At 34.6% G+C, this 14,016-nt stretch carries 7 protein-coding genes and 2 tRNA genes; 8 read left to right on the forward strand and 1 reads right to left on the reverse strand.

The genetic code is table 11. From position 1 onward, the window contains the following. Position 1 precedes the first annotated feature (1 nt). The 7 genes from BMY18_RS10450 to BMY18_RS21400 all read left to right on the forward strand — a co-directional run bounded on the left by BMY18_RS10450 (position 2) and on the right by BMY18_RS21400 (position 13,168). Positions 2-1,591, forward strand: coding sequence for an MBL fold metallo-hydrolase RNA specificity domain-containing protein (locus BMY18_RS10450; protein ID WP_092453732.1), 1,590 nt, complete (start codon positions 2-4; stop codon positions 1,589-1,591). 21 nt (positions 1,592-1,612) lie between these two features. Beyond that, entirely contained in the window at positions 1,613-2,512 is a 900-nt protein-coding gene (locus tag BMY18_RS10455) for a diacylglycerol/lipid kinase family protein (protein WP_092453734.1), read from the forward strand. A 360-nt stretch (positions 2,513-2,872) separates the two neighbouring features. Further along, positions 2,873-7,411, forward strand: a complete 4,539-nt coding sequence (gltB, locus tag BMY18_RS10460; RefSeq protein ID WP_092453736.1) for a glutamate synthase large subunit — start codon at positions 2,873-2,875, stop codon at positions 7,409-7,411. Positions 7,412-7,434: 23 nt separating this feature from the next. Further along, positions 7,435-8,919, forward strand: coding sequence for a glutamate synthase subunit beta (locus BMY18_RS10465; RefSeq protein ID WP_092453738.1), 1,485 nt, complete (start codon positions 7,435-7,437; stop codon positions 8,917-8,919). Between the two features lie 174 nt (positions 8,920-9,093). Then, complete coding sequence (locus BMY18_RS10470) at positions 9,094-10,251, forward strand: diguanylate cyclase (protein ID WP_092453740.1); 1,158 nt, start codon at positions 9,094-9,096, stop codon at positions 10,249-10,251. A 30-nt stretch (positions 10,252-10,281) separates the two neighbouring features. Beyond that, a complete protein-coding gene (locus tag BMY18_RS10475; protein ID WP_092453742.1) occupies positions 10,282-11,469 on the forward strand; it encodes an AI-2E family transporter in 1,188 nt (395 codons plus the stop codon). A gap of 31 nt (positions 11,470-11,500) precedes the next feature. Further along, positions 11,501-13,168 carry a phospholipase D-like domain-containing protein gene (locus BMY18_RS21400; protein ID WP_242941014.1) on the forward strand — a complete coding sequence of 556 codons (1,668 nt, stop codon included), beginning with the start codon at positions 11,501-11,503 and terminating at the stop codon, positions 13,166-13,168. Positions 13,169-13,600: 432 nt separating this feature from the next. Here the strand turns inward: BMY18_RS21400 and BMY18_RS10485 are convergent. Further along, positions 13,601-13,683 (reverse strand) — tRNA-Leu (locus BMY18_RS10485). Positions 13,684-13,876: 193 nt separating this feature from the next. Between BMY18_RS10485 and BMY18_RS10490 the strand changes: the two genes are divergently transcribed. Next, positions 13,877-13,961, forward strand: a tRNA-Leu gene (locus BMY18_RS10490). The last annotated feature ends 55 nt before the right edge of the window (positions 13,962-14,016 follow it).

Below are 14,016 nucleotides of genomic sequence, written 5' to 3' on the forward strand. Positions count from 1 at the left end.
TATGAAAATTACATTTTTGGGAGCAGATCATGAAGTTACAGGAAGTTGCCATTATTTGAATGTGTGCGGTAAGAATGTTTTGATTGATTGTGGCATGGAACAGGGAGAAGGCAAAATTGAAAACCAGGAAATACCAGTTAATGCGGCAGAGATAGATTATGTACTTTTGACACATGCACATATTGATCATTCTGGATTATTACCACTATTGTATGTCCAAGGATTTAGGGGAAAGATATATACAACTTATCCTACCGTCGATTTATGTAATATTCTATTAAAAGACAGTGCCCACATTCAGATGTTTGAAGCGGAGTGGAGAAATAGAAAAGCAAAACGTTCAAATCAAAAGGAATTTGTACCATTATATGATATGAAAGCAGCAGAGGAGGTATTAGCCCTTTTTGTAGGATGTAATTATGAGGATAAAATACAACTTTCAGAAGGTCTTGAAGTAAGATTTACTGATGTCGGACATTTACTTGGATCTGCAAGCATAGAAGTATGGGCAAAAGAAGAAAATACACAGAAGAAGATTGTATTTTCAGGTGATATAGGAAATGTTAATAAACCATTAATTAAGAATCCAAAATTCATAAAAGAAGCAGATTATGTTATTATGGAATCTACTTATGGCGATAGAAGTCATGGAGGATCCCCTGATTATGTTGCAGAACTTGTAAAGATATTTAAAAGAACCTTTGAAAGAGGTGGAAATGTTGTGATTCCATCATTTGCAGTAGGACGTACACAAGAATTGCTCTACTTTATCAGAAAGATAAAGCAAGATAAGCTACTGAATGATTTTGATGTATATGTGGATAGCCCTCTAGCAATTGAAGCAACAAGTATATACAGTAAGAATTATGCAAATTGCTTTGATGAAGAGGCTATGGAACTTATAAATAAGGGAATTAATCCAATTTCTTTTCTTGGACTCAAGCTTTCAGTAGACAGCAGTGAATCTAAAGCGATTAATTTTGATAATTCTCCAAAGGTTATCATATCTGCATCTGGTATGTGTGATGCAGGTCGTATCAAACATCATTTAAAACATAATTTATGGAGACCAGAATGTACTGTTCTTTTTGTGGGATATCAGGCAAATGGTTCACTCGGTCGAAGATTAGTCGAAGGTGCGAAAGAAGTAAAATTATTTGGAGAACCTATTCAGGTTAAGGCTGAAATAGCAGAATTACATGGATTTAGCGGGCATGCAGATAAAGAGGGGCTGCTTCATTGGATTAATGCATTTGAAAAGAAACCGAAAAAGGTTTTTGTAGTGCATGGTGAAGATACTGTCTGCGAACAATTCACTGCTTGTCTCAAAGAGGAGTATGGTTTTGACGCGATTGCGCCATTTACTGGAGCCTGTTACGACTTAGCGACTGGTGAATGTATTGATGAGGGTAATAAAGAACAAAAAAATGCGAGCAGCTTAGAAAAGAAAAGTCAAGGAATGTTTGAAAGACTTGTTGCGGCCGGAAAAAGATTACTTGTTGTCATTAATCATAATGAGGGTGACGTTAACAAAGATATGGAAAAATTTGCAGACCAGATTAATTCTTTAAGTGATAAATGGGATAGATAATATTGAGTATGGAGGATCAGGATGAAAAAAATGCTATTTGTGATTAATCCAAATTCGGGAAAAGCTCAAATAAAAAATGTTTTACTATCTATAATTCAGACATTTTCGAGTGCAGGATATGAAGTAACAGTTTACCCAACAAAATCCACATTGGATGGCTTTAATCATGTGAAAGAAGCCGAGGGGATTTATGATTTAATTGTATGTAGTGGTGGAGATGGAACTTTTAATGAAACGATAGCAGCAGTTATGGGCTTTTCAAGTGAAAAGCCTCCTATCGGTTACATTCCAAGTGGTACGACGAATGATTTTGCAGTGAGTTTGTCAATACCAAAGGATATGAAAAAAGCAGCAGAACATATCGTGGTTGGAATACCAAGAAAATGTGATGTAGGAGTATTTAATGGACGTTCATTTAATTACATAGCAGCATTTGGTGCATTTACAGATGTTGCATATCAAACATCACAGAGTATGAAGAATATGCTTGGCCATCAAGCATATATACTCGAAGCAGTGAAAAGACTTGCATTTCTGAAATCTTATAAAATGAAGGTTACATATGAAGATGGTATCATCACAGATGAATTTATGTATGGAATGATTAGTAATACAAAGTCTGTAGGTGGGATGAAAGGATTGGTCGGAAAATCAGTTAAGCTAAATGATGGATTGTTTGAAGTTACTTTAATAAAACAACCCAAAAATGCATTGGAGTTTCAGCAGCTTCTATCAGGTTTTATAACTCAGTCAATAATCGATAAGGATATGGTTTATTCTTTTAAAACATCAACACTTCTAATAGAGTCAGAAGTAGCAATAACTTGGACTCTGGATGGAGAGTTTGGTGGTGAAAATGATAGAGTTGAATTTAACGTGGCGAAAGATGGCATTGAATTAATTCTAAAAAAACATGATTAAGGATAGTCTAGATTTATAATATATCTTAAATAAATAAAGTGGATAAGTGAATAAAATCATTTATCTACTTTATTTTTTTGGAAAGCAATCGTTAATTTAGAAACAATTTGTTATAATATTAAGAATAGGGCATACTAAACAGAAAATAATAAAGAAATATTGATAAGTAAAATATTAAAAAAACCCCGAAAAGTGACACAATTTAGAAACAATAACGTAAATTAATATTTAATTTACCAAATATATCAAAATAAATGTATTATCTGACAATTGTAAAAAAAAATATATTTACAAGCTTTTAAAAATAAGGTATATTATTAAAAGCGTTAATCTAAATTTTCGATGAGGAGATAATCTATTATGAAAAATGAAAATACACAATTAGGCCTTTATGATTCTAGGTTTGAACATGACAACTGCGGTATTGGTGCTATTGTAAGTATAAAAGGTATCAAGACACATCAGACAGTTTCTGATGCACTAAAAATTGTTGAGAACTTAGAACATAGGGCAGGAAAAGATGCAGAAGGAAAAACTGGCGATGGTGTTGGTATTATGTTACAGATATCACATAAGTTTTTCAAAAAAGCAGTGAAACCTTTAGATATTAATATAGGTGAAGAAAGAGACTATGGCGTGGGTATGTTCTTTTTTCCACAAGATGAACTACAAAGAAACCAAGCTAAGAAGATGTTTGAAATTATCGTGGCAAAGGAAGGCTTGAAATTCCTTGGTTGGAGAGAAGTTCCTACGGATACTACTATTTTAGGTAATAAAGCCATTGACTGTATGCCAACGATTATGCAGGCATTTATTAAGAGACCCAAAAATGTAGAGCAGGGTTTGTCATTTGATAGAAGATTATATGTAGCAAGAAGAGTGTTTGAGCAAACAAGTGATAATACTTATGTAGTATCTCTTTCAAGCAGAACAATCGTATATAAAGGTATGTTTCTTGTTGGGCAGCTAAGGTCATTCTTTGAAGATTTAAGAAGTGAAGATTATGAATCAGCAATTGCAACGGTCCATTCAAGATTTAGTACAAATACAAATCCAAGTTGGGAACGTGCACATCCAAATAGAATTATTGTTCATAATGGTGAAATCAATACCATTAGAGGCAATGCAGATAGAATGATTGCACGTGAAGAGACAATGACATCAAAATATCTAAAAAGTGAAATGCACAAATTGATTCCTGTAGTGAATCCAACCGGATCTGACTCTGCTAGACTTGATAATACATTGGAATTTTTAGTGATGAATGGAATGCCACTTCCTCTTGCAGTTATGATTACAATTCCAGAACCTTGGTCAGGTAACAAGAGTATGGAACTAGAAAGAAAAGATTTCTATCAATATTATTCAACAATGATGGAGCCATGGGATGGTCCAGCTTCAATCCTATTTTCAGATGGAGATATTATGGGAGCAGTTCTTGATAGAAATGGTCTTCGTCCTTCTCGTTACTATGTAACGAATGATGATTATCTGATTCTTTCATCAGAAGTTGGCGTACTTAAAATTGATCCATCAAGAATCAAAACAAAAGAAAGATTAAGACCAGGAAAAATGCTTCTTGTAGATACAGTTAAGGGAAAACTTATCGATGATGAAGAATTGAAAGGTTATTATTCAACAAGACAACCTTACGGTGAATGGTTAGACAGCAATCTTGTTCATTTACATGATTTATCTATTCCAAACAAAAAGGTGGATGAATATACAAAGGAAGAAAGAGCGCGTATTCAAAAATCATTTGGCTATACGTATGAAGATCTAACAACTTCAATTCTTCCAATGGCGCGTAATGGTGCTGAAAGTATCGGAGCAATGGGTATTGATACTCCAATCGCAGTACTTTCTAATAGACATCAACCATTATTTAATTACTTTAAACAGTTGTTTGCACAGGTTACAAATCCACCAATTGATGCAATTCGTGAAGAAGTTATTACATCCACAACGGTATTTATTGGACAGGCAGGAAACTTATTAGAGGAAAAAGCAGAAAACTGCAAGATGCTTAGAATTAACAATCCTATCCTTACAAGCACAGATTTGCTCAAAATCAAGACTATGAAAGTAGAAGGATTCAAAGTAGCAGTTATCCCAATTACTTATTATAAGAACACATCACTTGCAAAAGCAATTGACCATTTATATATAGAAGCAGACAGAGCACATCATGAAGGTGCTAATATCCTTATTCTATCAGACAAAGGAATTGATGAAAACCGTGTTGCTATTCCTTCACTCCTCGCGGTTTCAGCTATGCAGCAGCATTTGGTAAAGACAAAGAAGAGAACCAACGTATCAGTTATACTTGAAAGTGGTGAACCAAGAGAAGTACATCATTTTGCAGCATTGCTTGGATTTGGAGCAAGTGCTATTAATCCATATCTTGCGCAAGAAAGCATAAAAGAGTTGATTGATCTTAAAATGCTTGATAAAGATTACTATGCAGCAGTAAACGACTATAATTCAGCAGTCATTCACGGAATTGTTAAGATTGCATCTAAGATGGGAATATCTACAATTCAGTCATATCAAGGTTCTAAGATATTTGAAGCAATTGGACTCAATCAAGCTTTGATAGATGATTACTTCACAGAGACGGTAAGTCGTATTGGTGGAATTGGCATAGAAGATATTCAAAATGACGTTGAAACACTTCACTCTAAGGCATTTGACCCATTGGGACTCTCAACAGATTTAACACTTGACAGTTCAGGTAGTCATAAGTTTAGAAGTGGTAAAGAGGAACATATGTATAATCCACAAACAATACATTTGTTACAGTTAGCTGCTCGAACAGGAAATTATGAGACATTTAAGGAATATACTTCATTAATTAATAAAGAAACACAAGCAGAAAACCTTAGAGGTATGATTGAGTTCAAATATCCAAAGCAGGGTATTTCAATAGATGAGGTTGAAAGCGTTGAGTCAATCGTAAAGAGATTTAAGACTGGAGCTATGTCATATGGCTCAATTTCACAAGAAGCGCATGAAACGTTAGCAATTGCCATGAATATGATTGGCGGTAAGTCTAATAGTGGTGAAGGTGGCGAAAGCTTAGAACGTCTTAAAATAGGACCTGATGGTTTAGACAAATGCTCAGCAATTAAGCAAGTTGCTTCAGGACGTTTTGGTGTTACATCAAAGTATCTTGTAAGTGCAAAAGAGATTCAAATCAAGATGGCACAAGGTGCAAAACCAGGCGAAGGTGGACATCTTCCAGGTAAGAAGGTATATCCATGGGTTGCGAAGACTAGACATTCAACTCCAGGTGTAAGCCTTATTTCTCCACCACCTCATCATGATATTTACTCGATTGAGGATTTAGCTCAGCTTATCTACGATTTGAAGAATGCAAATAAGAAAGCAAGAATTTCAGTTAAGCTTGTTTCAGAAGCTGGCGTAGGAACTGTAGCTGCTGGTGTTGCAAAAGCAGGTGCTCAGGTTATTCTTGTATCAGGTTATGACGGCGGTACTGGAGCGGCTCCAATAAGCTCTATCCAAAATGCTGGACTTCCTTGGGAACTTGGACTCGCAGAAACACATCAGACACTGATTATGAATGGTCTTCGTAATAAAGTTATTATTGAAACAGATGGTAAGCTGATGAGTGGTCGTGATGTTGCAATCGCAGCGATGCTTGGCGCAGAAGAATATGGATTTGCTACAGCTCCACTAGTATCACTTGGTTGTGTAATGATGAGAGTTTGTAATTTGGATACATGTCCAGTTGGTATTGCTACACAAAATCCAGAACTTAGAAAGAAATTTGCTGGTAAACCAGAATATGTTGTTAACTTTATGAAATTTATTGCAGAAGAGTTAAGAGAATATATGGCGAAACTTGGATTCCATACTTTGGATGATATGGTTGGCAGAACAGATTTACTTACTGAAAAGAAAAATATTACGAATGGACATGCTTCAAGCCTTGATATTTCAAGAATTATTAATAATCCATTTGTAAAAGAGAGCGGTAAGATTGAATACAACCATAAAAATGTATATAATTTTGAACTTGAAAAAACGGTTGATGAGAAAATACTTCTTAAAAAATTCAAAGCTGCACTTGAGAACAAACAAAAGAGAAGTATTGAAGTAGATGTAACAAATACTGACCGTACTTTAGGAACTAACTTTGGTGCCGAAATCACTAGAATGTATGGTGATGATTTGGATGAAGATACATTTACAGTAAAATGTAACGGTAGTGGTGGACAGAGTTTTGGCGCATTTATTCCAAAGGGTCTTACACTTGAACTTGTAGGCGATAGCAATGATTACTTTGGTAAAGGGTTGTCAGGCGGTAAGCTAATTGTATATCCACCAAGAGGGATTTTGTTTAAAGAAGATGAAAATATTATAATTGGTAATGTCGCATTGTATGGCGCTACTAGTGGTAAAGCATTTATCAATGGTGTTGCTGGAGAGCGTTTCTGTGTACGTAACTCTGGAGCTACAGCTGTTGTAGAAGGTGTCGGCGATCACGGATGTGAATATATGACTGGTGGACGCGTTGTAATTTTAGGTAACACTGGTAAGAACTTTGCAGCAGGTATGAGCGGTGGTATTGCATATGTACTTGATGAAGATTCTAATCTTTACAAGAAGCTAAACAAAGAACTCGTTTCATTTGAAGCAGTTACAGATAAGTATGATGTATTAGAACTCAAACAAATTATTACAGAGCATGTTGCTTATACAAATTCAAAGAAGAGTAAGATAATACTCGATAACTTTGCAGAATATTTACCGAAGTTCAAGAAAATAGTACCTCATGATTACAAACGAATGATGATGACAATTGTTCAGATGGAAGAAAAAGGACTAAGTAGCGAACAAGCACAAATCGAGGCATTCTACGCTGTAACGAAATAAAAAAGACCGAAGGGAGATACCAAATGGGAAAACCAACTGGATTTTTAGAATATCAACGCGAGACTAGCGTAGAAATCAAACCAAAAGAAAGAATTAAAAATTATAAAGAATTCCATACTCCTCTTTCAGAAGAGAAACAGATGCTTCAAAGTGCACGTTGTATGGATTGTGGGGTACCTTTTTGCCAAGCAGGTATGACGATTAAGGGAATGACATCTGGTTGCCCAGTTAACAATCTGATTCCTGAGTGGAATGATTTAGTATACACAGGGAATTGGCAAGAGGCGTATAACCGTCTGAATAAAACAATTAACTTTCCTGAATTTACAAGTCGTGTATGTCCAGCTCTTTGTGAAGCCGCATGTACTTGTGGATTAAATGGTGAGCCAGTATGTGCAAAAGAGAATGAGAAGTCAATTATTGAACGGGCATATAAAAATGGATGGGCAGCAGCAAAACCTCCTAAAGTTAGAACAGGCAAAAAAGTAGCTGTTATTGGTTCAGGTCCATCAGGACTAGCTGTTGCAGATCAATTGAATAAACGAGGACATTATGTAACTGTTTTTGAAAGATCAGACAGAGTGGGTGGACTCCTTAGATATGGAATTCCGAATATGAAGTTAGAAAAACATATCATCGATAGAAAAATAGATGTAATGAAACAAGAAGGCATTGAATTTGTTACAGATGCGAACATTGGTGGAGATATAAAAGCGAAAAAGGTAATGGACGAATATGATAGTGTTGTTCTTGCTTGTGGCGCTTCGAACCCTAGAGATGTTAGTGCTTTAGGAAGAGATGCTAAGGGTATTTACTTTGCAGTAGACTTTTTAAAAGCTACTACTAAGAGTTTACTTGATTCAGATCTTCAAGATGGTACTTTCATATCAGCAAAAGGGAAGAATGTTTTGGTTATCGGTGGAGGTGATACAGGAAATGACTGTGTTGGTACTTCAATAAGACATGGCTGCAAGTCAGTTGTTCAATTAGAAATGATGCCAAAAGCCCCTGATGCTCGTTTGGATAGTAACCCATGGCCACAATGGCCAAAAATTTCAAAAACAGATTATGGTCAAGAAGAAGCAATCTGTGTATTTGGCGAAGATCCTAGAGTATATGTAACTACCGTTAAAGAATTTATTAAAGATAAGAATGGCAATGTCTGCAAAGCAAAACTTGTGAAACTCGAATTTAAAAAAGACGAGAAGTCAGGCAGAATGATAATGGCAGAAGTTGCTGGAAGTGAATATGATGTAGAAGCAGATCTTGTACTCATTGCAGCGGGATTTTTAGGAACTGAAAAATATGTTGCTGATGCATTTGGCGTAGAACTGAACGAAAGAACGAACGTGAAAACTCAACCAGATCAATACAGCACAAATGTAAAAAAAGTATTTACAGCAGGAGATATGCATAGAGGTCAATCATTGGTTGTTTGGGCAATCAGAGAAGGCCGAGATGCTGCTAAGGAAGTTGATAAATATTTGATGGGATACACAAATCTTTAATAAAATGAATGATTGAATGAAAAGAAATTCTATTCCTTTCGTAGGGGGTAGAATTTCTTTATTCAATTGGTTAATTGCTCTTATTATTATAAATCTTTACTGCTTGTATTTTAATGAATAATAATGTAGAATTAATAATAATATTGCGTTAAGATTTTGCACTGTGGGGGTGCAATGTGGGGAAAAACGATGGGAGTTAGTTCGCATAAAGAAGAGGCGTTTAATAATGGTATTGATGAAATCAATGTTACAAGAGCATTGATTTCATCAGTTTTATTTAGCGTTGCAATTCCATTTATTGTTTTGATGAGCCACTTGTTTAAAGTGTTTGATTTGTTTGCGTGGGTTACATTACTTACTAGTGTATTGGCGGAATTATTTCAAATGGCATGTGTACTTATGCTGTATTTGTTATTGAAAAACAAGCAAATGGATAGGTACAAAACTGCATATGTTATGTATTATGGTACAACAATTGCAGCTATAATGTGTGCTGCTTCTATGGATATGAACTATCACGGTAGCGAAGTTTTATATATAGCAGCATGTGCATATTTTATATTTGTACCTATATTTGATGAAAAAATAAGAACTTTCTTTATTGTTGGTCAGACTATATTAATGGTTTCTTTGATATTAGTGTTGAATTTAAAGTTAAGATATCTATTTGATATTACAATTGTGCAACTGGGAACAGTATTTGTTTCAAAATATCAGTATAATCTCACGAAGAGAATAGAAGAAACTTCTAAAAATTTAAAAAGGAAAACACTATACTCAGAACAAGATGCATTGACTGGTTTAACCAACAGACGTGGATTGAAAAAGAAGGCAGAACTAATATGGTCATATTGCCAACGCAAGAAGGTTCCAGTTGGTATAATCGCTTTGGATATCGACTTTTTTAAAAAATATAACGACAAATTTGGGCATCTTGAAGGGGATAAGTGCCTTAAAGTTATTGCAGATACACTGAAAGAATCTGCTAAAAGAAGTTCTGATATTGTAACAAGAACAGGTGGCGAAGAATTCTTGGTTTTTGTTCAAGATATCACGCCAAAAGAGATTTTGTCGCTTGCACTTAGAATCAGAACAAATATTGAGAAGCAGTCTATTATACATGCGTATTGTGGGATTTCAAAATATGTTACAGTGAGTATGGGGATTTCCACAACGATACCAAAGTTTAATTATGAATTTAATGATTTATATGATGAAGCAGATAGAGCACTGTATCAAGCTAAGAAAAATGGACGTAATTGTGTTGTCTTTGATGGCAATTTATATGGAAGAATAAAGGATGGAATGCCACAGATAATTGGAATGGAATGATTTTATATAAATATAAGGGAGGATCTAGGAATGAAAATGTCAAAAAATGATAGTAAGAATATTATCGTACTTGCATCTATAGTTATAGGAATATATTGGATATCTCAGAATTTACAGTATGCTGGAACGTTTGTAGGTTGGCTTATGAATGTCATTTCCCCATTGTTGATTGCAGGAATAATTGCATTTATAATTAATATTCCTATGACTAGATTTGAAAAAATTATTTCTAAACTATCTGGTAATAATAAGAAGATCGGAATATACAATCGAGGGATTTCATTAATATTATCTTTTTTTTCTATAATAGCACTTATTTCATTAATGCTAAGTATTGTAATACCAGAGGTATTAAATACATTCGCTCTTTTAGCGAGTGCTATACCGATAGGCTTTCAAAACGGAATTGATTGGGCAACACAATACAGTGATTTGTATCCGCAAGCAAAGACCTGGCTTGAACAACTTAACCCTGATTGGGTGAATATTGCACAACAAGTTTTCGATTATTCAAAAAGTGGTTTGTTTGGAGTCTTTGGAACAACATTTTCATTTATAACAACATTGGCTAACATTACATTTACATTTATAATATCAATTATGATATCAATTTATATGTTGCTGAGTAAAGAAAAATTATTCAGTCAAACAAAAAGATTTATGGTTGCTTATTTCCCAGAAAAAATTAATAATAATATTTTACATATCGTGAATGTTGCGGACGAAGCATTTTCGAATTTTATCATTGGTAAGTGTATTGATGCAATTGTTGTGGGGCTAATGTGTACTGGAGGTATGCTATTACTTCATATTCCTTATGCAGTGATGATTGGAGCAATAGTTGGCGTTACTGCACTCGTTCCTATTGTTGGTGGATATATCGGCTTGATTATTGGAGCATTTTTAATCTTGATGGTAAGTCCGGTTCAAGCATTAAAATTTATAATATATCTGTTGATTATGCAGACGTTTGAGGGAAATGTTATTTATCCCAAAATCATTGGAAATACAGTTGGATTGCCGCCTATGTGGATTTTGATTTCTGTTACGTTGGGTGGGACATTACTAGGAATTCCTGGAATGCTTATTGGTGTGCCATTTGTTTCGACGATATACACTATTCTCGGTGAACATATCGATTATAGATTGAATAATAAGATAACTGTTGAACCAAATATTACGGAAATTATATTAAATAAGAAAAATATGAAAAGTTAGCGAGCATTTAGCAGAGCAGATTGGAATTAATATGAAAAAACGCAAAGGATTATTGAAAATGATATTTGGCAGAACGACAATTGTAGTTCTGTTATTATTAATACAGATTGTTATATTATTTGTTACTTTTAATTGGTTAGCAGATTATACGGTATTTATATATGGAGCGTTTACATTGCTTAGCGGAGCGGTTCTCATTTATATTATAAATGATGACCAAAATGCTAGCTTTAAAATGGCTTGGATTATTCCGGTTTTAGTTATCCCAGTTTTCGGTACATTGTTATACTTGTTTATGAAATTTCAGTTTGGTACAAAATTCATAAAAAGAAGTATGGATGATACGGGTAAGATAATTAAGCCACTTCTTATACAAAATCCGGACGTCCTGAATTCGCTACAGGAAATCAATCCAAATGAAGCAGGGTTAGTTAGATATTTGAATAATTCTGCGGGTTATTCAATATATGCGAATTCTAGTGTCAAGTATTTTCCTTTAGGGGAAGATAAATTCAAAGAAATGCTAATTCAGTTAGAAGCTGCGAAAAAATTTATTTTCTTGGAATATTTTATAGTTGCAAAAGGATATATGTGGAATTCCATTTTGGAGATTTTAAAGCGGAAAGTAAACGAGGGCGTAGAAGTTAGGTTTATGTATGATGGAACTTGCAGTCTTTTCTTGTTACCTTATAATTATCCCAAGGAACTGATAAAATTTGGGATACAATGTAAGATGTTTTCTCCGATAAAACCAATATTATCTACCCATCAAACGAACAGAGATCATAGAAAAATACTTGTGATTGATGGACATGTCGCTTTTACAGGCGGAATTAATCTTGCAGATGAGTATATTAATTTAGAAGTGCGATTTGGACATTGGAAGGATACTGCAATAATGGTATCAGGTGATGCCGTAAAGAGCTTTACATTAATGTTTTTACAAATGTGGAATATAAAGGAACAAGTTCCAGAAATCTATGAAAATTATATCTGTGAGAACGTTCAAGTGATGAAAGATAATGAGGATTTAGTAGATAATGTTATCTTAACAGATAATGTTATCTTAGCAGATAATGTTATGCCAACAGATAATAATAATAATATGTCAGCAGATAATGTTAAGTCAGCAGATAATGGTATGTCAGCAGGTGGATATGTTATGCCTTTTGGTGATAGCCCATTTGATGGAGAGAATATTGGAAAAAATGTTTATATTGATATCATTAATAGAGCGAAGAACTATGTTCATATTATGACCCCATATCTAATCCTGGATGACGAAATGATTGCCGCACTTATTTATGCAGCGCAAAGAGATGTTGAGACCATTATTATTACGCCACATATTCCTGATAAAGTATATACTTATCTGTTGGCTAGAACTTATTATAGAGAATTGCTTGAAAAAGGCGTTAAGATATATGAATATACGCCAGGGTTCATTCACGCAAAAGTATTTACAAGTGATGATGAAAAAGCGGTAGTGGGAACGATAAATTTAGATTTTCGAAGTTTGTATCTTCATTTTGAATGTGCAGCTTATATTTACAGAAATCCCGAAATATTTAAAATCGAAGAAGATTTTCAAAATACGCGTTTACAAAGTCATGAAATGACACTAGAGGATTGTAGAAAATTCCCAGTTGTTAAGAAATTCTTGGGGCAGGTACTAAGGTTGTTTGCACCACTTATGTAGAGGGGAGGGGGTGTTGGCGAATATGAATTTCTAATTATCTATTTTGCCTTGCCTTTCCTTCAAGCAGCATGTTCTTTACAAGCCTCAGAGATGATAAAAAGACTCGCTTGCGCTCATTTTTTATCTGAGTCTTGACATAACATGGGCGCTGCTTTCAGCCGGTCTGTGGAAAATGGATAATTAGAAATTCATATTCGCTAGTTACACGTTGATAGCGGGGCGTTAAAAACAAAAGACAAAGAAATAAAAAGAAAAAAGACAAAAAGGCAAAAGACAAAAAAGCGAAGAGTAAAGGGCAAAGTGTAAGATTACAAATTTACAGAATTGCATGAATTAAAAAAAGGATGTTGTAGCACTTGATTTTAAGTGGGCTACAACATCCTTTTTGTTTTAAGATTAGAAATTTGCTGATTATAATATATACTTTATGAGTGCGGAAAACGGGACTTGAACCCGCACGTGGAAACCCACACAAGAATCTGAATCTTGCTCGTCTGCCATTCCGACATTTCCGCAGTAACAATAGTTATTCTACCTTGTTCAAGGGGGTATGTCAATTGAAAAATTTGATATAAAGGAGAAATAACCCAAAAGGAATATGAATGGAATACAAAAGAAATAGTTTGTGAGAAAAACACAACTTTAGGATTGACATATTTGGTATATTTGTGTTAGTATATCAAAGTGCTGTTGATACAGTACAAGTGCGCAGTCGTGGCGGAATTGGCATACGCGCTAGACTAAGGATCTAGTGAGCATTGCGCTCGTGCGGGTTCAAGTCCCGCCGACTGCACTTTTGGGCAAAAAGAGGTTTAGAACCGTTGATTTTACAACAGTTCTAAACCTCT

Origin of the sequence: [Clostridium] fimetarium, from assembly GCF_900111235.1 — a bacterium.
Lineage (GTDB): Bacteria > Bacillota > Clostridia > Lachnospirales > Lachnospiraceae > Clostridium_N > Clostridium_N fimetarium.

Coding starts and splice junctions, on each gene's coding strand:
- BMY18_RS10450 (WP_092453732.1), top strand. CDS start 2: ATGAAAATTACATTTTTGGGAGCAGATCATGAAGTTACAGGAAGTTGC.
- BMY18_RS10455 (WP_092453734.1), top strand. CDS start 1,613: ATGAAAAAAATGCTATTTGTGATTAATCCAAATTCGGGAAAAGCTCAA.
- gltB (WP_092453736.1), top strand. CDS start 2,873: ATGAAAAATGAAAATACACAATTAGGCCTTTATGATTCTAGGTTTGAA.
- BMY18_RS10465 (WP_092453738.1), top strand. CDS start 7,435: ATGGGAAAACCAACTGGATTTTTAGAATATCAACGCGAGACTAGCGTA.
- BMY18_RS10470 (WP_092453740.1), top strand. CDS start 9,094: ATGTGGGGAAAAACGATGGGAGTTAGTTCGCATAAAGAAGAGGCGTTT.
- BMY18_RS10475 (WP_092453742.1), top strand. CDS start 10,282: ATGAAAATGTCAAAAAATGATAGTAAGAATATTATCGTACTTGCATCT.
- BMY18_RS21400 (WP_242941014.1), top strand. CDS start 11,501: ATGAAAAAACGCAAAGGATTATTGAAAATGATATTTGGCAGAACGACA.